The sequence below is a fragment of the Streptomyces sp. CNS606 genome (assembly GCF_000426325.1).
Genome location: NZ_AUFD01000027.1, coordinates 14606 through 37645, shown reverse-complemented (window position 1 = coordinate 37645; position 23040 = coordinate 14606). Strand labels below are relative to the sequence as shown.

At 74.1% G+C, this 23040-nt stretch carries 14 protein-coding genes and 1 pseudogene; 12 read left to right on the top strand and 3 right to left on the bottom strand.

The window, feature by feature from the left end; all coding sequences use genetic code 11:
- The first annotated feature begins 157 nt into the window (after positions 1 to 157).
- The 9 genes from K304_RS29765 (at position 158) to K304_RS0118210 (ending at position 13448) form a co-directional block, all read left to right on the top strand.
- Positions 158 to 2257 carry a bifunctional diguanylate cyclase/phosphodiesterase gene (locus K304_RS29765; RefSeq protein WP_051308593.1) on the top strand — a complete coding sequence of 700 codons (2100 nt, stop codon included), beginning with the start codon at positions 158 to 160 and terminating at the stop codon, positions 2255 to 2257.
- A gap of 252 nt (positions 2258 to 2509) precedes the next feature.
- On the top strand, positions 2510 to 2806 hold the full coding sequence (gene gatC / locus K304_RS0118245) for an Asp-tRNA(Asn)/Glu-tRNA(Gln) amidotransferase subunit GatC (protein WP_027764943.1): 297 nt from the start codon (positions 2510 to 2512) through the stop codon (positions 2804 to 2806).
- Between the two features lie 5 nt (positions 2807 to 2811).
- Entirely contained in the window at positions 2812 to 4305 is a 1494-nt protein-coding gene (gene gatA / locus K304_RS0118240) for an Asp-tRNA(Asn)/Glu-tRNA(Gln) amidotransferase subunit GatA (protein WP_106965623.1), read from the top strand.
- Entirely contained in the window at positions 4302 to 4553 is a 252-nt protein-coding gene (locus K304_RS0118235; protein ID WP_027764929.1) for a hypothetical protein, read from the top strand. Before gatA ends, K304_RS0118235 begins: the two co-directional genes overlap by 4 nt.
- Positions 4554 to 4568: 15 nt before the next feature.
- A complete protein-coding gene (gene gatB / locus K304_RS0118230; RefSeq protein WP_027764928.1) occupies positions 4569 to 6077 on the top strand; it encodes an Asp-tRNA(Asn)/Glu-tRNA(Gln) amidotransferase subunit GatB in 1509 nt (502 codons plus the stop codon).
- A gap of 129 nt (positions 6078 to 6206) precedes the next feature.
- Positions 6207 to 7466, top strand: coding sequence for an AAA family ATPase (locus K304_RS0118225; RefSeq protein ID WP_027764927.1), 1260 nt, complete (start codon positions 6207 to 6209; stop codon positions 7464 to 7466).
- Positions 7467 to 7654: 188 nt separating this feature from the next.
- The gene (locus K304_RS29760) at positions 7655 to 9907 is read left to right on the top strand and encodes an MMPL family transporter (RefSeq protein WP_051308592.1); all 2253 of its coding nucleotides are present in this window, start codon (positions 7655 to 7657) and stop codon (positions 9905 to 9907) included.
- A 179-nt stretch (positions 9908 to 10086) separates the two neighbouring features.
- Positions 10087 to 10272 (top strand): hypothetical protein, encoded by a 186-nt coding sequence (locus tag K304_RS0118215; RefSeq protein ID WP_027764926.1) that lies wholly within the window; start codon positions 10087 to 10089, stop codon positions 10270 to 10272.
- A 65-nt stretch (positions 10273 to 10337) separates the two neighbouring features.
- Positions 10338 to 13448, top strand: coding sequence for a helix-turn-helix transcriptional regulator (locus K304_RS0118210; protein WP_486591720.1), 3111 nt, complete (start codon positions 10338 to 10340; stop codon positions 13446 to 13448).
- A gap of 114 nt (positions 13449 to 13562) precedes the next feature.
- On the opposite strand, the gene K304_RS0118205 is transcribed toward K304_RS0118210, so the two are convergent.
- From K304_RS0118205 to K304_RS0118195, 3 genes are all read right to left on the bottom strand, one after another.
- Entirely contained in the window at positions 13563 to 13799 is a 237-nt protein-coding gene (locus tag K304_RS0118205) for a DUF6191 domain-containing protein (protein ID WP_027764924.1), read from the bottom strand.
- Between the two features lie 70 nt (positions 13800 to 13869).
- Entirely contained in the window at positions 13870 to 15060 is a 1191-nt protein-coding gene (locus tag K304_RS0118200; protein WP_486591719.1) for a PQQ-dependent sugar dehydrogenase, read from the bottom strand.
- A 96-nt stretch (positions 15061 to 15156) separates the two neighbouring features.
- Positions 15157 to 16152, bottom strand: a complete 996-nt coding sequence (locus tag K304_RS0118195; protein ID WP_027764922.1) for an aldo/keto reductase — start codon at positions 16150 to 16152, stop codon at positions 15157 to 15159.
- A gap of 83 nt (positions 16153 to 16235) precedes the next feature.
- On the opposite strand from K304_RS0118195, the gene K304_RS0118190 reads away from it, so the two are divergent.
- The 3 genes and pseudogenes from K304_RS0118190 to K304_RS0118180 all read left to right on the top strand — a co-directional run bounded on the left by K304_RS0118190 (position 16236) and on the right by K304_RS0118180 (position 23023).
- Positions 16236 to 17225 (top strand): 2-hydroxyacid dehydrogenase, encoded by a 990-nt coding sequence (locus tag K304_RS0118190; RefSeq protein WP_051308591.1) that lies wholly within the window; start codon positions 16236 to 16238, stop codon positions 17223 to 17225.
- A gap of 284 nt (positions 17226 to 17509) precedes the next feature.
- Positions 17510 to 20593: pseudogene (locus tag K304_RS29755) on the top strand (putative bifunctional diguanylate cyclase/phosphodiesterase); the annotation flags it as partial.
- A 573-nt stretch (positions 20594 to 21166) separates the two neighbouring features.
- Entirely contained in the window at positions 21167 to 23023 is a 1857-nt protein-coding gene (locus tag K304_RS0118180) for an acetolactate synthase large subunit (protein WP_027764920.1), read from the top strand.
- Positions 23024 to 23040 lie beyond the last annotated feature (17 nt).

Sequence of the window (23040 nt, the reverse complement as noted above, 5' to 3'; positions counted from 1 at the left end):
ACCACCCGATCGGCCTATACCAGAGGGGAGTCCACGACCGGACGGCATTCGGGCAACCGCGGCAGATCGGTGCCCCTGGCAGCCAGTTCCGGCCTACTGTTGAACGGTGAGCCTGTCGTGGCGGCGTCAGGCGCGGACGGTCGTGAGAGGGACGGGCATGCAGGAACCCCGCGGTGCCGAGACCGTGTCATGGCTACGGCGCGTCTTCCCGTTCGGCATGCCCGGTGCGGCGCCCGCCGTGGTCGGTGTCGCGGCCGTCGCCCTCGCGGCCGGCGTGTACCGGGTGCTGCACGGCGGACACGCCCTCTTCCCCGACGGCGCCGCCGGCTGGTCGTTCGCGATCCTCACCGGCCTCGTGGTGGTGCACCTCGTCGCCCTCGGACGTGACCGGTGGTGGGGCGGCACCGGCTCCGGCGCCGCCCTCACCCTGGCCATCCTGCTGCTGTACGGCTGGGTGCCCTCGGTGCTGGTGTCCCTGGCCGTCGTCACCCTGGTCGGTGCCGCACGCCTGCACCGGTGGCGCCAGGCGCTGGTCCACGGCGCCTCGGACATCTTCGCCGTCGGCGGCGCCGCCCTCACGCTGGGGCTCTTCCAGGTCAGCGCCTCCGTCGAGGAGCCGTGGACGCCGGCAGACTGGGACGCCTACGCGGTGCCCGAACTCGTCGGCGCCGCCACCGTCTACCTGCTCCTCAGCCGGGCCCTGCTGTGGTGCTGCTTCGCCTCCCCGGCCGCCGACCTCGTCGGCTGCGCCCGCACCGCGCTGCTGCGACAGGGCCTCGTCGTCGTCGCGTTACTCGGGATCTCCCCGCTGATCGTGGTCGTCGGCGTCCACATGCCGCTGCTGCTGCCGCTCTTCGCCGTCCCGCTGATCGCCCTCGACTCCACCCTGTGGATCGCCCGCGCCCGCGCCGAGGAGCAACTCCGCGACCCGCTCACCGGTCTCCCCAACCGCCAGTGGCTGATGCAGCGCGCCCGGACCGCGCTCGGCGAGGCCCGCCGCACGGAGACCCGCACCGCACTGCTGCTCATCGACCTCGACCGGTTCCGTTCCGTCAACGACACCCTCGGGCATCCGGCGGGGGACCGGCTGCTGCTCCAGATCGCCGACCGGCTCCGCACCGCCCTGCCGCGCGGAGCCGAGGCGGCCCGGCTCGGCGGCGACGAGTTCGCCGTCCTGCTGCCGAGGGTCGACTCCACCACCAGCGCCCAGCGCGTCGCCCGCCACGTGGTCGGCGCGCTCGGCTCCCCGCTCGACCTGGACGGCCTCACCCTCGTCCTCGAGGCCAGCGCCGGCGTCGCCGTCTTCCCCGAGCACGCCCAGGAGGCCGAGGGGCTGCTGCGGCGCGCCGACGTCGCCATGTACGAGGCCAAGCGCGACCGCTCCGGCGTCGAGGTGTACGAGGCCACCCGCGACGGCAACACCCCCGACCGCCTCGGTCTCCTCGCCGACCTGCGCCGCGCCCTGGACGCCGGCGAGGTCGAACTCCACTACCAGCCCAAGGTCGGCTTCGACGGCCGCGTCCTCGGCCTGGAGGCCCTGGTCCGCTGGACGCACCCGGACCGCGGCCGGGTCCCCCCGGACGAGTTCATAGCGATCGCCGAGACGTCCGGCCTGATGCCGCGGCTCACCGAGTACGTGCTGGAGACCGCGCTGGCGCAGGTCGCCCGCTGGCGCGCCGCCGGCCTCACCGTGCCGGTCGCCGTGAACGTCTCCCCGCGCGACGTGCGCAGCCCCGGCTTCGCCGGCGCCGTCGCCGCCCGCCTCGCCCGGCACGGCGTACCGCCCAGCGCCCTGCAGCTGGAGATCACCGAGCACGTGCTGCTGGAGGAGCCCCAGCGCGCCGCCGACACCCTCGCCGCCCTCGTCGGCCACGGGGTGCGGATGTCGCTCGACGACTTCGGCACCGGCTACTCGTCGCTGGTCCACCTGCGGCGGCTCCCGGTCGGCGAACTCAAGATCGACCGCTCGTTCGTGGCCCGCCTCGCCGTCGACCCGGAGGACGCGGAGATCGTGCGCTGCACGGTCGACCTCGCGCACTCGCTCGGGCTGCAGGTCGTCGCCGAGGGCGTCGAGGACGACGAGACGTGGGAACGGCTGCGTGACCTGCGCTGCGACGCGGTGCAGGGGTGGCTGGTGGCCGCTGCCATGCCGCCCGCGGAGGCCACCGCATGGCTGCGCTCGCGCGGCGCCGGCCCCGCGGAGCCGCGCGCCCTCCCGGCCGTGCCCCTCCGCGGCGCCGACCAGCCGGCCCTCTGAGGGCCCGCGCCCGCCGAGGCGCACCGGCCGGCCGGCGCCAGGCCGACCTGCGCCGGCCGAGCAGCATCCGTGCCCGCACCCGCGCCCGCGCACAGGCCGCGTCCGCAGCCGCCGCCCCGGTGCGCGCCGGCGGCCGACGCGGCCCCCGCCACGTCGGGGAGCCGCCGCCGGGCAAACGGTTTAGGCCACAGGCCGCGGTCGCCATAGGATTGGGCGGAGCCCACCACACGCAACTCACCCTCGAGGATCCGCATGCCTGGCATCACGCGCGAGGAGGTCGCCCACCTCGCCCGGCTGGCACGTCTGGAGCTGAAGGACGAAGAGCTCGACCACTTCGCCGGACAGCTCGACGACATCATCGGCGCCGTCGCCGCCGTGTCCGACGTCGCCGACGAGGACGTACCGCCGACCTCCCACCCGCTGCCGCTGACCAACGTCATGCGCCCGGACGAGATCCGTCCGAGCCTGACGCCCGAGCAGGCGCTCTCCGGCGCGCCCGCGCAGGAGCAGCAGCGTTTCAAGGTGCCGCAGATCCTGGGGGAGGACTGACCGCCATGAGTGAACTGATCAAGCTCACCGCCGCGCAGATCGCCGCGAAGATCGCCTCCGGCGAGGTCACCGCGGTCCAGGTCACCGAGGCCCACCTGGCCCGGATCGACGCCGTGGACGAGAAGGTGCACGCCTTCCTGCACGTGGACCGCGAGGGCGCGCTCGCCCAGGCGCGCGAGGTCGACGCGAAGCGGGAACGCGGCGAGAAGCTCGGCCCGCTGGCCGGCGTGCCCCTCGCCCTGAAGGACATCTTCACCACCGCGGGCATCCCCACGACCGTCGGGTCCAGGATCCTCGAGGGCTGGATCCCGCCGTACGACGCCACCGTGACCCGCCGCCTCAAGGAGGCGGACGTGGTCATCCTCGGCAAGACCAACATGGACGAGTTCGCCATGGGGTCCTCGACCGAGAACAGCGCCTACGGCCCGACCGGCAACCCGTGGGACCTGACCCGCATCCCCGGCGGCTCCGGCGGCGGCTCGTCCGCCTCCCTCGCCTCCTACCAGGCGCCGCTGGCGATCGGCACGGACACCGGCGGCTCGATCCGCCAGCCCGCCGCCGTCACCGGCACGGTCGGCGTCAAGCCGACCTACGGCGGCGTCTCCCGCTACGGCATGGTCGCCTTCTCCTCCTCCCTCGACCAGGGCGGTCCGTGCGCCCGCACGGTGCTGGACGCGGCGCTGCTGCACAGCGTCATCGCGGGCCACGACCCGATGGACTCGACCTCCATCGACCAGCCGGTCCCGGACGTCGTCGAGGCCGCGAGGAACGGCGGCGTCGAGGGCCTGCGCGTCGGCGTGGTGAAGGAGTTCCGCGGCGAGGGCTACCAGGCCGGCGTGATGCAGCGCTTCGACGAGGCCGTCGAACTGCTGAAGGAACTGGGCGCCGACGTCGTCGAGGTGTCCTGCCCGTCCTTCACCAAGGCCCTGGCCGCCTACTACCTGATCGCGCCGAGCGAGTGCTCGTCCAACCTGGCCCGCTTCGACGCGATGCGCTACGGCCTCCGCGTGGGCGACGACGGCACCCGTTCCGCCGAGGACGTGACCGCGCTGACCCGCGAGGCAGGCTTCGGCGACGAGGTGAAGCGCCGCGTGATGCTGGGCACCTACGCGCTCAGCTCCGGCTACTACGACGCCTACTACGGCTCCGCGCAGAAGGTCCGCACCCTCATCACGCGGGACTTCGAGAAGGCGTACGAGCAGGTCGACGTGCTCGTCTCGCCGACGACCCCGACCACCGCCTTCCCGATCGGCGAACGGGCCGACGACCCGATGGCGATGTACCTCGCGGACCTGTGCACCATCCCGTCCAACCTGGCCGGCAACGCCGCGATGTCGCTGCCCTGCGGCCTGGCGCCGGAGGACGGGCTCCCGGTGGGGCTGCAGATCGTCGCACCCGCCATGGCCGATGACCGTCTCTACCGTGTCGGTGCCGCCGTCGAGGCCGCTTACCAGGCACGTTGGGGACACCCGTTGCTCGAGGAGGCTCCGTCGCTGTGAGTGGAAAGCTGCAGAAGGCCAAGGGATTCAAGAAGTCCCGGACCGGCATGTACATCTCCATCGCCACCTCGCTCTTCGGCGTCGTGGGCACCGTGAAGCGTGCCAAGCAGGCCCGCGCGGAGGGTGACACCCTCCAGCTCGTCGACGTGGCCGTGTCGGCCGCCGGCATCGTCACGGGCGTCGCGCTGCTCGTCCGCGAACTGCGCCGCCTGGACCTGGAAGACGTCGTGGACGACGTCCTCGACTGAGAGGCTTGAATTTCCGTGACCGTCACTGAACTGGTGTCCTACGAGGACGCCCTGGCCGACTTCGACCCCGTGATGGGGCTCGAGGTGCACGTCGAGCTCGGCACCAGGACCAAGATGTTCTGCGGGTGCTCCACCGCCCTGGGCGCGGACGCCAACACGCAGACCTGCCCCACCTGTCTGGGGCTGCCCGGCTCGCTGCCGGTCGTCAACGCGACCGGCGTCGAGTCCGCCGTGCGGATCGGTCTCGCGCTGAACTGCGAGATCGCCGAGTGGTGCCGCTTCGCCCGGAAGAACTACTTCTATCCGGACATGCCGAAGAACTTCCAGACCTCCCAGTACGACGAGCCGATCGCCTTCGGCGGCTACCTCGACGTGCAGCTGGAGGACGGCGAGGTCTTCCGCGTGGACATCGAGCGCGCCCACATGGAGGAGGACACCGGCAAGTCCACCCACATCGGCGGCGCGACCGGCCGTATCCACGGCGCCTCGCACTCGCTGCTGGACTACAACCGGGCCGGCATCCCGCTGATCGAGATCGTCACCAAGCCGATCACCGGCGTCGGCGCGCGCGCCCCCGAGGTCGCCAGGGCGTACGTGGCCGAACTGCGCGAACTCATCCGTGCGCTGGACGTCTCCGAGGCCCGCATGGAGATGGGCCAGATGCGCTGCGACGTCAACCTGTCGCTGCGCCCGCACGGCCGGGAGACGTTCGGCACCCGCTCCGAGACCAAGAACGTCAACTCGCTGCGGTCCGTCGAACGGGCGGTCCGCTTCGAGGTGCAGCGGCACGCGGCCGTGCTCGGCGGCGGCCAGGCGATCGTGCAGGAGACCCGCCACTTCCACGAGGAGGACGGTTCCACCACCTCCGGGCGCGTCAAGGAGGAGGCGGAGGACTACCGGTACTTCCCGGAGCCCGACCTCGTCCCGGTCGCCCCGTCCCGCGAGTGGGTGGAGAAGCTCCGCGCCGAGCTGCCCGAACTGCCGCGCGTGCGCCGCAACCGGCTGCGCGAGGAGTGGGGCATCTCCGAGCACGAGATGCAGTCGGTGCTCAACGCGGGCGCGGTCGGCCTGATCGTCGCCACCATCGACGCCGGCGCCCCGTCCGACCAGGCGCGCAAGTGGTGGATGGGCGAACTGGCCCGCCGCGCCAACGAGCAGGAGGCCGAACTCGGCGACCTGCCCATCACGCCCGAGCAGGTCGCCCGGCTCTGCGTGCTGGTCGCCGAGGGGTCCCTCAACGACAAACTCGCGCGGCAGACCATCGAGGGCGTCCTCGCCGGCGAGGGCGGCCCGGACGACGTCGTGGACAAGCGCGGCCTCAAGGTCGTCTCCGACGAGGGCGCACTGGGGAAGGCCGTCGACGAGGCCATCGAGGGCAACCAGGCGATCGCGGACAAGATCCGCGGCGGCAAGGTCGCGGCGGCCGGGGCCCTCGTGGGCGCGGTCATGAAGGCCACCCGTGGCCAGGCCGACGCCGCGCGCGTGCGCGAGCTCATCCTCGAGCGGCTCGGCGTCGAGGGCTGAGCACCGCCGCGGGCATGTGAGCAGGACGGTGAAGGGCGGTTCCGCAGCAGCGGAGCCGCCCTTCCGCCACTCCGGGGGGCTAGGGTGGCGGTGGCTGTCCGCGCAGGTCCGTAAGGAGGAGGTGGAAACGTGATCACCCGGGTGGAGATCGACGGGTTCAAGTCGTTTCTGAATTTCGAGTTGGACGTACACCCGTGCACGGTGCTCATGGGCACCAACGGTTCGGGGAAGTCCAACCTGCTGGACGCCCTGGACTTCGTCCGCAAGGCCGTCACCAGCGGCTTCCCCTCGTCGCTGGGCACCGACCCGCCGCTCGCCCCGCGGCACCTGTTCCACCACGCCGCCGGCAGCGACGGCACGTACTCCTCCACCGTGATGAGCATCAAGGTCGGCATGATCGTGCCGTCCGCCGACGGTCCGCTGCCGATGGTCGTGTGGCTGGAGGTGGAGCGGGACACGCGGCCGCCCGAGTCGTCCCGCGCGACGCCGCTGCCGGTGCGCGCCAGCGTCTGGGTCAGCAGCATGGACCGCACCGGCTGGATGGGCCGCCTGGGCATGCCCGAGGAGCTGAAGGCCGCGCTGTCCGAGGCGCGCGAGAAGTTCCTCAAGCGCACCGGCACCGACTGGGTGTCGCTGGACGCCGAGTCCGCCGGGGCCGGCCGGGACGGTGCCGAACTGCTGGCCCTGCTGCACCGCGAGTGTGCCACCTGGCAGCCCATCGCCCTCGACCCGGCCGCGCTGCGCAGGCCGTTCGGCGGCAGCGAGGTCGCGCCGCTCCAGGCGGACGGCGGCAACCTGGCCGCCGTGCTGCACCGCGTCGGCCGCGACGAGCGCAGCGCCATGGAGGCTGACCTGGCCGCGCTGATCCCCGAGACCGACGGCATCCGGCCGCTGTTCGACGAGCGGCGCGGCGAGTACGACTTCGACGTGCTGTTCAGCCACACCGGCTGGACGTCGCCGCCGATGCTGTCCGGCGGCACGCTCCGCGTGCTCGCGCTCCTCGCCGCCTGGTACGACGCCCGGCGGGCCGGCGTCCTGGCCGTCGAGGAGCTGGAGAACGGCCTGCACCCGTCCCGGCTGCCGGAGCTGGTGCGGCGGCTGCGCCGCGGGGTCGACGAGTACGACGACCTGACCCGGCGGGCCACGCAGGTCAGCGGCTTCCGCCAGCTCATCGCGACCACGCACTCGCCCGCGCTGCTCTCGGCCCTGCGCGAGGAGACCTCCGGCGGGCTGGTCTTCCTGGAGCAGGACTCCCGCGTCGACGCGGACTCGCACGCGGTGTCCACGGTCACCCGGGCCCGCCCGGTGCGCGAGCGCCGCCCCGGCGAGGACGCGGACGCGACCGTCTCCGTCGACGAGGCGATCGCCCAGCTCGGCGCCACGGCCTGACCTCCGCCGGAAGGGGCGCTTCGCCCGGCTTCCCCCGGTTTCCCCCGGAATCCGCCCCGTGCGGGTCCGGGGGAAACCGTGTCGGACGGCACGTGTGACGAGCGGCACGAAAGCCGCAAACGATCACGTCCGGATGGCACAGTACGGCCCTGGGGAACCGCAACCGGAAATCCAGGAAAGCGCACGGTATGGCCGCTCTCGCCCGATGGTGTCTGCGACGCCGCCTCGTCGTCGCCGCGTTGTGGCTCCTCGCCCTCGCCGGCACCGCGGCCGCCGTCACCGCCGTCGGGACCGCGTACACCAGCGACTACGGCGTCTCCGGCACCGAGTCCTCCCGCGCCCACGACCTGCTGCGCCAGGGCTTCCCCGACACCGCCGGCGAGAGCGACACCGTGGTGTGGCACGTGCCCGCCGAGCGGGACGGGGACGGGGTCCGCGAACCGGCCGTGCAGGAACGGATGCAGCAGGCGCTCCGGCAGATCGCGGACGTCCCCACCGTCTCCGGCGTCACCAGCCCCTACGCCGAGAACCCCCGCGCGGGCGACCGGATCAGCCGCGACGGCGGGACGGCCTATGCCACGGTGCACTTCGACCCGGCCGTCGAGGAGGTGCCGCAGGCGGACACCGTACGCGTCGCCGACCTGACCGCGGCCGCGGCCGAGGACGTCCCCGGCCTCCGGACGGCCGTCGGCGGTGCGAACGTCCCGGAGGCCGACACCGGCTCCACCCGCCTCAGCGAGGCCATCGGCGTCGCCGCCGCGGCCGTGGTGCTGCTCTTCGCCTTCGGCTCCCTGGCGGCCATGCTGCTGCCGCTGATCACCGCCGTGGTCAGCGTCGGCACCGCCTACCTGGTCACCGGCCTGCTCGGGCACGTCATGACGCTGGCCGACTTCGCGCCCATGCTGGGCACCCTGATCGGACTCGGCGTGGGCATCGACTACGCCCTGTTCATCGTCACCCGGCACCGGCGCGGGCTGCGCCGCGGACTCACCGTCGCCGAGGCCGCCGAGGACGCCGTCTCCTCCGCCGGCCGGGCCGTGATCTTCGCCGGCGCCACCGTGTGCATCGCCCTGCTCGGCATGCTCGTGCTGCGGCTGGACTTCCTCGTCGGCGTCGCGGTCGCCGCCTCGGTGACCGTGCTGCTCGCCGTGCTCGCCTCGATCACCCTGCTGCCCAGCCTCCTCTCCGTCATCGGCGTGCGGGCCCTCAGCCGCCGCGAGCGGCGCAGGCTGGCGCGGTCCGGTCCGGCGGCCGAGGAGGGGACCGCCGGGCCGGCCGCGCGCTGGTCCGCGTTCGTCGAACGCCGCCCCCGCGTGCTCGGCGCGCTCGCCGCCGCCCTCATGGTGGTGCTCGCGCTGCCGGTGCTCGGCCTGCACCTGGGCACCGCCGACGGCGGCACCGCCCCGGCGGGTTCCCCCACCCGGCAGGCGTACGACCTGAGGGCCGACGGCTTCGGGCCCGGCATCAACGGGCCGCTCACCCTGGTCGCCGAGATCGACGGCCCCGAGGACCGCTCCGCGCTCGAACGGCTTCCGGGCGCACTGCGCGACGCGCAGGGCGTCGCCGGCGTCACCGGCCCCGCGGTGAGCGAGCGCGGCGGTGTCGGCACCGTCACCGTGCTGCCCGACTCGGCCCCGCAGGACGTACGGACCTCGCAGCTCGTCGAACGGCTGCGCGCCGACGTGCTGCCCCGGGCCCTCGACGGGGCGCCGCTCACCGTGCACGTCGGCGGGCTGACCGCGAGCTACGACGACTTCGCCGACACCATCCTGGAGAAGCTGCCGCTCTTCCTCGGTGTCGTCGTCGCCCTCGGTTCCGCGCTGCTCCTGCTCGCTTTCCGGAGCATCGGCATCCCGGTCAAGGCGGCGCTGATGAACGTGCTGGCCGTGTCCGCGTCGTTCGGCGTGGTGGTCGCGGTCTTCCAGTGGGGCTGGGGCAGCGAGGGGATGGGTCTGGGAGGCGCGGGGCCGATCGAGCCCTTCCTGCCGGTCATCATGATCTCGGTCCTCTTCGGCCTGTCCATGGACTACCAGGTCTTCCTGGTCAGCCGCATGTACGAGGAGTGGCGCCGTACCGGCGACAACCGGCGCTCGGTGCGGGTGGGGCTGACCGAGACCGGCCGCGTGATCAACTGCGCGGCGGCCATCATGATCGCGGTCTTCAGCGCTTTCGTGCTCAGCGGCGACCGGATCATCGCCATGTTCGGCATCGGCCTGGCGACGGCCGTCGCCCTGGACGCGTACGTGCTGCGCACCCTCCTGGTGCCCGCGCTGATGCACCTGCTCGGCGGCGCGAACTGGTGGCTCCCGAAGTGGCTGGACCGCATCCTGCCCCGGGTCACCATCGAGCCCCCGGAGCGGCCGGAGGCCGTCGAACCGGCCGCCGACGAGCCGGCGTTCGTCCCGCACCAGCGGGACGGGGACCGCGTCTCCTCCGGCTGAGCCCCGGCCGCGCCCACTCTGAGGCCCCCCGCAGCCCGCCTAAGACCTCCGCCCGCGGAACTAAGGCCCCCGGCGCCCCCGGAACGCGTCGGTCGCCCGATGTGCCGCACCCCCCTCACGGCGGAGGCTGGAGGTCGTCCGGGAGAACCGGACTCCGCACTCCAGGAGGGAAGCCCGACATGCTCGCTCAGGACTACGACCCGTACGCCGACGCACACCTGCTCCGCGCCGCCGACCTCCGGCGCCGGGCCGAGGCCGAGCGCCGCGCCGACGCGGCACGCGCCGCCCGGCGGGAGCGCCGGCTCGGCGACGAAGCGGAGGGGCGGGTGAGGCGGCTGCGCGACCGGTTCGTGCACGCGGCCTGAGGCCCGTCGTGACGGCCGCGCCCGCCACCGCCCCCGACCGGACGCCGGCATCCGGGCTCACCCGGATGCCGGCGTCCGGTGTCATGCTGGGGTCCGTGCTGAACGACATCGCCGGGAGCCCGGTCTTCGTCGGCCGCTCCCAGGAGCTGGCCGCCCTGCTCGACGCGCTCGCCCGGGCGGGGTCCGGCGAGCCGCAGGCGCTGCTCGTCGGCGGCGAGGCCGGCGTCGGCAAGACCCGCCTGCTGGACGAGTACCTCACCCGCGCCCGTGCCGCCGGGGCCGTCACAGCGGTCGGCGGCTGCCTCGAACTCGGCGCGGACGGCCTGCCGTTCGCGCCCTTCGCCACCGCCCTGCGCGCCCTGCACCGCACCCTGGGCGCGGACGCCCTGAGCGTCGCCGCGGGCGGGCGCGAAGCCGAACTCGCCCGGCTGCTGCCCGACCTCGCCCCCGCGCATCCCGGTGCCGCCGCGGAAGGGCGGGCCCTCCGGGAGGCGTGGGACGAGGAGGACGGCCGGGCCCGGCTCTTCGAACTCACCGCCCAGCTGCTCGAACGCCTCACCGCCGAGCGCACGGTCGTCCTCGCGCTGGAGGACCTGCACTGGGCCGACCGCTCCACCCGCGAACTCCTCGGCTACCTCTACCGGTCGCTCCAGGCGCCGTCCCGCCTGGTGCTGCTGGCCACCTATCGCGCCGACGACATCCACCGGCGGCACCCGCTGCGGCCCTTCCTCGCCGAGACCGACCGGCTGCGCGCGGTCCGCCGCATCGACCTGCCCCGGCTGAACCGGGACGAGGTGCGCGCGCAGATCGCCGGAATCCAGGGCGTGGCCGAGCCGCCCCGCGACCTCGTCGCGTCGGTCTACGCACGCACCGACGGGAACCCGTACTTCGTCGAGGAGCTGACCCACCACGGCGCGACCTGCTCGCTCAGCGACACCCTGCGGGACCTGCTGCTGGTCCGGGTCGAGGCGCTGCCCGAGGAGGCCCAGCAGGTGGTGCAGGTCGCGGCGCAGGGCGGCTCCGCGGTCGAGCACGCGCTGCTGGCCGCCGTCTGCGGGCTTCCCGCCGACGAACTGCGCGGCGCGCTGCGCGCGGTGGTCGGCGCCAACGTGCTGATACCGACGGACGACGGCGACGGCTACCGCTTCCGGCACGCGCTGCTGCGCGAGGCCGTCAGCGAGGACCTGCTGCCCGGCGAGGGCGCCGGGCTCAGCCGGCACTACGCCCGCGCCCTCGAGGCCGACCCGGCCCTGGTCCGCGCGGAGGTGCGCGCGACCCGGCTGGCCCACTACTGGTACCGGGGCCGTGACGCGGCGAAGGCGCTGCCCGCGGTGCTGGCCGCTTCCGTGGAGGCCCGCGCCCGACACGCCTTCGCCGAGCAGCACCAGCTGCTGGAGCGCGCCGTCGAGCTGTGGGACGACGTCCCGGAGGACGTACGGGCCGCGCTGCGGCCCGTCGACCACGCCGAGGTCTATCCGCCGTGTGCGGGCGATCCGGAAGAGGGGTCGCTGCGCTTCATGGACCTGCTCGCCGAGACGGTGGTCGCCGCCCGGGTGGGCGGCGAGCTGGAGCGGGCCCTGGCCGTCGCCAAGCGGGCCCTGGCGTTGCTCGACGAAGGCCGCGACCCGCTGCGCGCGGCCTGGTTCTGGGTGCAGCGCGCCCGTCTCGCCGAGGGGCTGGCACGGGGCGACGGCTGGGACGAGATCTCCCGCGCCCAGGAACTCGTGCGCGGCCTGCCGCCCTCGGCGGTGCACGCGGAGGTGCTCGCCTCGGCGGCCGGCTGGGGCATGAAGCACGATCCCGGGCCGGACACCCTGTCCACCGCCCTGCAGGCCGTCGGGCTCGCCCGCGTCGTCGGGGCCCGCCACATCGAGCAGAACGCCCGGATCACCCTGGGCGTGCTGATGGTGCAGGGCGGAGACGTGGGAGCGGGGCTGGCGGAGATCGGAATCGCGCAGGAACGGGCCGCCGGGATGGGCGAGTTCGGCCTGGTGATCCGCGCGGGGACCAACCTGGCCGCCGAACTGGAGTACGTCGGGCGGTCGGAGGAGGCCGTGGCCGCCGCAGCCGACGCGGCCCGTACCGCGGCGGCGCACGGACGCCGCAACCAGCGGGCCTTCGCCCTCGGCAACCAGGCGGAGTCGCTCCACGCGCTGGGCCGGTGGGACGAGGCGGCGGAGGTCGTCGAGGAGGCGCGGCAACTCGCGGTGTGGCCGCACACGCGCGCCTCCCAGGAGGTGCACGCGGGCGAACTCGCTCTGGACCGGGGCGACCTGGCCGCGGTCGAGGCCGCCCGCCGCACGGCCGCCGAGCAGTACGCGCGGCAGCGCCGGCCGGAGCCCCAGAGCGAACTGCCGCTGCGGCGGTTCGCCCTCGCCCTCGCCGCCGGCCGGGGTGACTGGCGGGCCGCGCGGGCGGAGACGACCCGGGTGCTGGACGCGGGCCTCCCGGTCGGGACGCACCCGTACGTCTGGCCGCTGCTGCACACGGCGGTCAGAGCGGAAGCGGACCTTCTGGGGCTGCCGGACGCCGAGGACGGCCGCGCGGAACTGCTGGCGCGGCTGCGGGTCGCGGCACGCAGGCTCCCGCATCCGGCGCCCGTGTGGACGGCGTGGTCGCTGCTGGTCGCCGCCGAACTCGACCGGGCGGAAGGCCGCTCGGACCCGGGGCGCTGGGCGGACGCCGTCGCGGCGCTCGCGTCGCTGGAGCGCCCCTTCCAGCTGGCGCAGGCCCGCCAGCGGCTCGCCGAGGCGCTGCTGGACGACGGCGGAGACCGTGCCGAGGCGGCCCGGCTGCTGCGCGCGGCGCACGGAACGGCGCGGCGCCTCGGCGCCCGGGGGGTGCTGGAGGAGACCGCACAGCTCGCCGCGCGGGCCCGCATCGCGGTGGACGGCGACACGCCCCGGGAGGACGGGCAGGAGCCGCCTTCCGGCGACCCCGCGGACTCCTTCGGGCTCACGGCCCGCGAACGCGACGTGCTCGGACTGGTCGCCGCGGGGCGCAGCAACCGTCAGATCGCGGAGCGGCTGTTCATCTCGCCGAAGACGGCCAGCGTGCACGTGTCCCGCATCCTGGCGAAGCTGGGCGTCGCAGGGCGCGGCGAGGCGGCGGCGATGGCACACCGGCTCCGGCTCGTGGGGCCGGAACCGGAGTCGGAGGCGGCCGCACGGCGCTGACCGTCGGACGGTTCCTGGCGGCGGGCGGCGCGGGACCGCACCTCGGGAGGCGCCCCGGCCCTTCGGACGCCGGGGCGTCCCGTCCCGGCGTCCGGGCGTTCGGCGTCGGGCCGTTCAGACCTCCGGCTCGTCCTCGTCGTCCTCGGCCTGCTCCTCCACCCGTACCTTCGGCGGAAGGATCATGCCGACGTCCGACGGCACCATCAGGACCGTGCCGGAATCGAGGTCGACCGGACCGCAGCCCGGCTCGTGGTCGCCCTCGGCGACGCGGGTGTGCTCCAGCCGCTGCCGCTCGTCCTCGGTGTGCTTGGCGCTCGGGTTGAACAGCTCGTTGACCGCACCCAGGTCCATGCAAGCCCTCCCCGTGCCCGCTGCGGGGCAACGTCGTGTGCGCGGGTCGTGTCCCCGGTCTCGTGTGCGCTCAGCGCACCGTCAACCTCAGGATACGGTCGTCACCCTCTTCGGGGGTGCCGCGCGTGTCCGTCTCGTTGGTGACCAGCCACAGCCCGCCGTCGCCGTCGGCCACGACCGTGCGCAGTCGCCCGTACTCGCCTTCCAGGAACGCCTGAGGGGCTGCCGACGGTTCCCCACCGTTCAGCGGGATGCGCCAGAGCCGTTCGCCGCGCAGGCCGGCCATCCACACCGAGCCCTCGGCGACGGCGACACCGCTGGGCGACGCCTCGGACGGACGCCACTGCGCGACCGGGTCGACGAAGCCCTCTTCGCCGGCCTTCCCCTCGACCTCCGGCCAGCCGTAGTTTCCGCCGGCCTCGATGCGGTTGAGCTCGTCCCAGGTGTTCTGCCCGAACTCCGCGGCCCACAACCGGCCGTCCTCGTCCCACGCGAGCCCCTGCACGTTGCGGTGGCCGGAGGAGTAGACGACCGAGTCGTCCCGGGGATTGCCCTTCGCGGGGGGCTCGCCCTCGGGGGTCATGCGCAGGATCTTGCCCGCCGGGGAGGACGCGTCCTGCGCGAGCCCCTCGTCGCCCGTCTCGCCGGTGCCGACGTACAGCATGCCGTCCGGGCCGAAGGCGATCCGGCCGCCGTTGTGGATGGCGCCCTTGGGGATGCCCTTGTAGACGGTGTCGGGGGCGCTCAGCCGTTCGCCGGCCGGCGCGCCGTCGTCGTACCGCATCCGCACCACGCGGTTGTCGGACGCCGTCGTCACGTACGCGTACAGGCTGCGGGCGTCGTCGCGGGGGAGGGCGATGCCCAGCAGGCCGCCCTCGCCGCCCGGTTCGGCGCCGGGCACGCCGCCCGCCGGGGTCTTCTTCCCCGTCTCCCCATCGACGTGCACGATCTCCCCGGTGTCCCGGGAGGAGACCAGCAGATCGCCGTTCGGCAGCGGCGCCAGACCCCACGGGGACCGCAGGCCGGTCGCGACGGTGCTCCCGACGTCGACCGAGCCCTTCGCCGGCGGCGCGTCGCCGGTCGGCGACGCCGACCCGGACGTCGTGGGCCCGCCCTGCCCGGTGCGGCCCTCGTCCGGCTGCCCGCCGTCCTCCGCGGAGCAGCCCGCCGCGAACAGCGTGAACGCCGCGAGCGCGGCCGCGCAGGCCGTACGGGTGCGTGGCCGGTCCGTCCCTCCGGCCGGTCGATGCGTGCCCACGATCAGTGCCTCCTGACGTCGCCGGGCGGTCACCGACGGTCCGTCACCGGTGAGCGCTTCCCCCTCCAGCAGACCACATGCCGCGGCACCGGGGCCGCGTCAGTCCCACGAGCCCTGCGCGGGCGGCAGCGTGTCGATCTCCAGCAGGTCCTCCGCGGTGAGGCGCAGACCGGCGGCGGCCGCGTTCTCCGCCGCCCAGTGCGCCTTCTTAGCACCCGGCACCGGCACCACGTGGCGCCCGCGCGTGAGCAGCCAGGCCAGCGCCACCTGCGCCGGCGTCGCGTCGCCGTGGCGCCGGGCGACCCTCCGGAGCCCGGCCACCAGCGGCTGGTTCGCAGCCATCATCTCGCCGGTGAACCGCGGATGCCGGGCGCGTACGTCGTCCGCCTCGAAACCGCCGCCGGTGGTCAGCGTGCCGGTCAGGTAGCCGTTGCCCAGCGGCATCGCGGCGAGGAAGCCGACCCCGCGCGACTCGCACCACGGCAGCAGCGCGTCCAGCGCCTCCCGCGACCAGACCGACAGCTCCGCCTGCACGCTGCTCACCGGGAAGACCTGCTGCACCCGGTGCAGCAGCCGCAGCGTCGCCTCGTGGATGACCGTGCCGGGGCGCCGGTCGGCGCGGGCGCCCATCGCGCTGAGCCCGAGTGCCCGCACCTTGCCCGCCCGCACCAGCTCCGCCATCGCGCCCCAGGTCTCCTCGACGGGAACCTCCGGGTCGGCGCGGTGCAGGTGGTAGAGGTCGATCACGTCCGTCTGCAGCCGGCGCAGCGAGGCGTCGCAGGCCCGTTTCACGTACCCCGGGCGGCCGTTGGCGACGATGTGCTGGTCGCCCACCAGCAGGCCGCACTTGGTGGAGACGAACGCGTCCCCGCGCCGCTCCTTCAGCACCCGCCCGAGCAGCAGCTCGTTCGTGAACGGGCCGTACATGTCGGCGGTGTCCAGCAGCGTGGACCCCCGGTCCAGGGCGGTGTGCACCGTACGCAGCGACGACTCGCCGTCCTGCTCCGAGGTGGAGTAGGCCCAGCTCATCGGCATGCAGCCGAGCCCGACGGCCCCCACCTCCAGTGCGGCGGCACCGATCGTCCTGCGCTCCACCTGGCCGCCACTCCTCCCCGCGTCCGCTCCGACGGCACCAAACTAGCGGGTGGCTCCGCCGACGTTTCGCATAGCCTCTGGCCATGGCTTCCGATACCTCCGCGACCATCGCACAGCAGGCCACGGACGTGTGGCTGCCCGTACCGCCCGCCGAGATCGACGGTCTGCCCGAGGGGCCGGCGTACCACTTCTGGGACGGCGCCGAGGAATTCCCCGCCGACCCGGCGCGCTGCGGCTTCTACGTGGTGCCGTACATGAAGGGCCCGGTCGTCGCCGCACGCCCGCTGCCGGACATGACGCACGTCCGAGTGGTGCAGACCCTCACCGCGGGCATCGACCACGTCGCGCCCGCCGTCCCGGGGCTGCCCGAGGGCACCGTGCTGTGCAACGCCCGCGGCGTGCACGACGCGAGCACCGCCGAACTCGCCCTCGCCCTCACCCTGGCCTCGCTGCGCCGCATCCCGGAGTTCGTCCGCGCCCAGCCGTCCGGCGACTGGCTCCAGGGCATCTACCCGGCGCTGGCCGACCGGACCGTGCTGATCGTGGGCTACGGCGCGATCGGCGCCGCCATCGAGGACCGGTTGCTGCCGTTCGAGGTCGCAGAGGTGCTGCGGGTGGCGCGCACGGCGCGCACCACGGCGCGCGGCCCGGTGCACGCGCTCGCCGAGGTGGTGGAACTGCTGCCGCGCGCGGACGTGGTGATCCTGTGCACCCCGCTGACCGACGAGACCCGCGGCCTGGCCGGAACGGGCTTCCTCGGCCGCATGCGGGACGGGGCCCTGCTGGTCAACATCGCGCGCGGGCAAGTGGTCGACACCAAGGCGCTGCTCGTCGAGCTGGAGTCCGGTCGGCTGCGCGCCGCCCTGGACGTCACCGACCCGGAACCGCTGCCCCCGGAGCACCCGTTGTGGCGGGCGCCCGGGGTCCTGATCAGCCCGCACGTGGGCGGTCCCACGAGCGCGTTCCTGCCCCGCGCGAAGCGGATGCTGCGGGCCCAGCTGACCCGCTGGGTCGCCGGCGAGCCGGTGGAGCACGTCGTCGCCACCGCGGGGAGGGAGCGGGGCGAGGGGTGACGGGGTGACGGGTGAAGGGGTGACGCCCCGCGCCCGCGCGCCTATCACGTCCCGCAGCACGGGAGCCGCTCATCACCCCAGGTCGTCACGTTCTGTATCGGAACTATGTCCCTGCGTGACGAATCTGGTGTATCGTCCCGACGGGGGCCGAACCAGGACACCGAGGGGGGCGACGGGCACATGCGGGACCGAGGGACGAACCGCCGAAGGCGGCACGCACGGTGCGGAGTACGACGAGCGCCCCTCCGGCACGGGACGACGCATCCACCGTCCCGGGAGGACCGGTGAACACCCAGGGCCGCCCCGGCACCTGGGTGCGGCCCAAGGCGCACGGTGCGGCCGGCGGGGACGGCGCTGACGTCCGTCCAACCCCCCGCTGCGGCGCCGGACCGCGACTCCTGCTCGCCGCCGTCTGCGGCGCCTACGCCACCGGCGCCGCCTTCGGCTGGGGCTCCCCCCGCATGGCCCTGATCATGGGGGACTTCGGACTCGCCGCAGCCGCACTGCTCGCCGCCGTCTCCTGCTTCTGGTACGCCCGCACGCACCGCAGCGGCCGCTTCCGCCCCGCCTGGTACCTCTTCGCGCTGTCCTCCGCCATGGCGGCGCTGGGCAACGGCGTGTGGGGCTGGTACGAGGTGGTGCTCGCGGCGCCCGTGCCGCACCCGTCCGTCGCCGACTTCTGCTTCCTGCTCTTCGCGCCGCCGGCCGTGGTGGGCCTGCTGGTGCTGGCCAAGCGGCCCGTGACCCGGGCCGGCTGGGTCTGCCTCGGCCTCGACGCCTGGCTCATCGGCGGCTCCCTGCTGACCGTCTCCTGGTCCCTCGCGCTCGCCCACACCGCCTCCCCGCAGGGCGACTCGGTGGCCTACGCGGCGCTCACGCTCACCTATCCGCTGCTCGACATCGTGCTCGTCAGCATGGTGCTGGCCCTGCACTTCCGCCGCACGGCCGCCGACCGGTCCGCGATCAACACCGCGATCGGCGCACTGGCACTGACCGTACTGTGCGACGCGTTGTTCACCTCGCCCCTGCTGCGTGAGCACTACAGCTCCGGGCAGCTCCTGGACGCCGGCTGGTTCGCCGGCTCGCTGCTCCTCGCCTACGCCCCCTGGGTCGGTGCCCGCCGCCCGGCGGGCGCTCCCGACGCGGTCGCCGGGGGTGCCCGTGCGCCGCAGGCCGGGGAACCGGCGCGCACCGACACCGGGGCCGGGCGTGCGGCCCAGGCACGTCAGCCGCAGGGCCGCCCCCTCGCCGGCTCCCTCGCGGCCCTCACTCCCTACCTGGCCGCGGCCGTCTGCACGCTCAGCATCATCTACAACTCCCTCGACGGGCGCGCCGTCGACCGGGTGGTGCTCCTGACCGGCTGCACCGTGGTCCTCGCCCTGGTGGTGCGGCAGGGCATCATGCTGCTCGACAACATCACCCTCACGCAGGAACTCGCCCAGAAGGAGAACCACTTCCGCTCCCTGGTGCAGGGCTCCAGCGACGTCATCATGATCGCCGCCTCCACCGGCGTGCTGCGGTACGTCTCGCCCGCCGCCGCCGGCGTCTACGGGCGGGACGGCGACCAGCTCGTCGGTTCCGAACTCGCCTCCCTGATCCACCCCGAGGACCTCGCGCGCGTGCTGCACGAGATCCGCCGGTTCCTGGCCGCGCCACCGGAGTCCGAGCACTCCACGCGCATCGAGTGCCGCTTCCGGCACGGCGCCGGCCACTGGCTCAACGTCGAGTCGACGGTCAACCGCTACCAGGGCGGGCTCATCCTCAACAGCCGCGACGTCACCGAACGCGTACGGCTCCAGGACCAGTTGAAGCACAACGCCTCGCACGACCCGCTCACCGACCTGCCCAACCGGGCGCTGTTCACCGACCGCGTCCGCCAGGCGCTCGCGGGACGCCGCGGAGGGGACGGGGACACCGCCGTCCTCTACATCGACCTGGACGGCTTCAAGGCGGTCAACGACACCGTCGGCCACCACGCGGGCGACGAACTGCTGGTGCAGGCCGCCCAGCGGCTGCGGGAGTCGGTGCGGGCCGGCGACACGGCGGCCCGGCTCGGCGGCGACGAGTTCGCCGCGCTGATCCTGGGCGATCCGGCCATCGCCCACGACACGGAGGCCCGCGAGCGCCGCGTCCTGGAGATCGCGGACCGGCTGCGGCTCACCCTCTCCCAGCCCTACCGGGTGCACGACGGCGCCGAGGTCCGCGTGGCCGCGTCCATCGGCGTGGCGTTCGCGGAGTCCGGCGTCACTCCGGCCGTCCTGCTGCGCCACGCGGACCTCGCCATGTACCGCGCGAAGCAGTCCGGAAAGAACCGCGTCGAGCTGCACCGCCCGCAGACTCCGGAGGCGACCCGGCATGCGGCGGCCGATGAGGGGCCGACCGCCAAGCCGAAGACCGCGGCAGTACCAGCCGCGGAAGTACCGTCCGCCGGAGCGCGAGCCTCCGGAGTGCCGTTGCTCCCGCAGCAGCCCGGCCCCGAGCGTCCCGTGGCCACCGGTCCGGCCACCGGTCCGGCCACCGGTCCCGCCGCCGTGCCGGCCGTCGCGTCGGCAGCCGTACGCACCGCCGCCGCGGCACCCGCACGTGCCGCCGGCTCAGCCCCCGAAGCGACCCGGGACGGCGGCTTCGCCCTGCTGCACCAGCCCGTGGTCGAGCTGAGCACCGGGCGCGTCACCGCCGTCGCGGCACAGCCGCGCTGGCGTTCACCGCAGGGCATCCTCTTCACTCCCGGCGAGTACCTGCGCACCGACGCGCGCCCCAGGCTGGAGAGGGCCGGGGAACGCGCCGCGCAGGGGAGCCGCCGCCTGCTCGCGGAGGCCGTCGCCCAGGCTGCCGACCGGCACCGCGCCGGCCTGACCGCCCCGGTGACCGTGCGGGTGTCCGCACGCGGCCTGACCGGTGCCGCACCGCCGGGCGGCGGCGTCGAGGAGCTGCTCGACCGGCACGGCCTGCCACCGTGCGGGCTGGTGCTGGAGATCTCCGTCGGCGACCCGCGCACCGCGCTCGACGAGCTGGCACACCGGCTGACCGGTCTGCGGGATCACGGCGTCCGGGTCGCGCTGGACGGCATCGGCAGCGGGTACGCGGCGCTCGCCGCGCTCCGCCGCCTGCCCCTGGACGTGCTCTGCCTCGACCAGGGTCTGGTCGAGGGGCTCGTGGAGTCCCCGCGTCTGCGGAAGATCACCTCCGGACTGCTGCGCATCGCCGACGACCTCGGACTCACCTCCGTCGCCGACGGCGTGGACCTCCCCGAGCAGGTGCTCGCCCTGCGCGCGATGGGCTGCACCCACGGCCGGGGCGCCGCGTTCTCCGGGGCGCTGGACGAGCACCGGCTGCGCCGCGCCCTGACCGTCGGCGGCTATCCGCTCCCCGCGCCGTCCGTGAGCGGAGTGGGTGGGACGGGCGGGGCGCACACGGGTGAACCGCGGGGAGCGGACACGCGCACGGGGGAGCCGCGCCGGGGTGAACCGCGAGGCGGTGACGCGCGAGGCGGTGACCCGCGGGGGCACCGTCCCGTCGTGGCGGCGGGCAGGCTGCCGGTCCGTCGCGGCGGCCTGAGCGGCCCCGACCCGCTCACCCACCACTCCGCGCTCGGCTCCCCGGGCGCACCGTCCGCCGGACCCTCCGGCGGACCACCGTACAGTTCACATACTGAGACACCCGTCCCACCCACTTGACACCCCGAGGGGGCCAGGAGGAAGGTCATGCCATGCGCACCCGAATTCTCGTACTTGGCAAGCGCGTCGGCTGAACGGGGCCTCGAAGACCCCGCGACCCTCACCGACGCGCTCCCCTCGCCTGCCTCACGGCACGAGGGGTTTTTTGTTGCACCGGTGCCCGGGAGCAAACCCCTCCCACCCGGCACAGACCCGTAGCAAACCCCACCGGCAACACCCACACCACGAGCGCCACCACCCTCACTCTCCGGGAAGAGAGAACCGATGACCGAGCAGGCCACCGGGGCCCCCAAACCGCAGCCGCGGCCCCGTACCGGCGGACAGCAGCAGCCGGCCGCACCGGCGCCCACCCCCGAGACCGTGACGGGCGCGCAGTCCCTCATCCGGTCCCTGGAAGAGGTCGGCGCCGACACGGTGTTCGGGATTCCCGGCGGCGCGATCCTGCCCGCGTACGACCCGATGATGGACTCCTCCCGGGTGCGCCACGTCCTCGTCCGGCACGAGCAGGGCGCCGGTCACGCCGCCACCGGCTACGCCCAGGCCACGGGCCGCGTCGGCGTCTGCATGGCCACCTCCGGCCCCGGCGCCACCAACCTCGTCACCCCCATCGCCGACGCGCACATGGACTCGGTGCCGCTGGTCGCCATCACCGGGCAGGTCGCCTCCCGGTCGATCGGCACCGACGCCTTCCAGGAAGCCGACATCTGCGGCATCACCATGCCGGTCACCAAGCACAACTTCCTGGTCACCGACCCGGCCGAGATCCCCCGGACGATCGCCCAGGCATTCCACATCGCCTCCACCGGACGCCCCGGCCCGGTCCTCGTCGACATCGCCAAGGACGCGCTTCAGGCTCGGACGACGTTCTCCTGGCCGCCGCAGCACGATCTGGCCGGCTACCGTCCCGTCATCAAGCCGCACTCCAAGCAGATCCGCGAGGCAGCCCGGCTGATCACCGAGTCCCGGCGCCCGGTGCTGTACGTCGGCGGCGGCGTCCTGAAGGCCGGCGCCACCACGGAGCTGAAGGTGCTCGCCGAGCTGACCGGCGCTCCGGTCACCACCACCCTGATGGGCATCGGCGCCTTCCCGGACAGCCACCCGCAACACCTGGGCATGCCCGGCATGCACGGCACCGTCGCCGCCGTCACCGCACTCCAGAAGGCCGACCTGATCGTTGCCCTCGGGGCCCGGTTCGACGACCGTGTCACCGGCAAGCTCGACTCCTTCGCCCCGCTCGCCAAGATCGTCCACGCGGACATCGACCCCGCCGAGATCGGCAAGAACCGCGCGGCGGACGTGCCCATCGTCGGCGACGCCCGCGAGGTCGTCGCCGACCTGATCGTCGCCGTCCAGGGCGAGCACGAGGGCGGACGCAAGGGCGACCACACCGCCTGGTGGCAGCTGCTCGAACGGTGGCGGGAGACCTACCCGCTGGGCTACGACCTGCCGGAGGACGGCTCCCTCGCCCCGCAGCAGGTCATCCAGCGCATCGGCCAACTCGCCCCGGAGGGCACGGTCTACGCCGCCGGCGTCGGCCAGCACCAGATGTGGGCGGCCCACTACATCGACTACGAGCGGCCCGCCACCTGGCTCAACTCCGGCGGCCTGGGCACCATGGGCTACGCGGTGCCGGCGGCGCTCGGCGCCAAGGTCGGCGTCCCGGACAGGACCGTCTGGGCCATCGACGGCGACGGCTGCTTCCAGATGACCAACCAGGAACTGGCCACCGCCGCGCTCAACGACGTGCCCATCAAGGTCGCGATCATCAACAACGGCGCCCTCGGCATGGTCCGCCAGTGGCAGACCCTCTTCTACAACCAGCGCTACTCCAACACCAAGCTGCACGACGGCGAGGGCAGCGAACCCTGCCGCGGCACCCGGGTGCCCGACTTCGTGAAGCTGGCCGAGGCCATGGGCTGCGTCGGCATCCGCTGCGAGGACCCCGAGCAGCTCGACGCGGTCATCGAGAAGGCCAACTCCATCAACGACCGCCCGGTCGTCGTCGACTTCGTCGTCCACGAGGACGCGATGGTCTGGCCGATGGTCGCGGCGGGCACCTCCAACGACGAGGTCATGGCGGCGCGCGGCGTGCGCCCCGACTTCGGCGACAGCGACGAGTGACGAGCGGAGCCACGCAA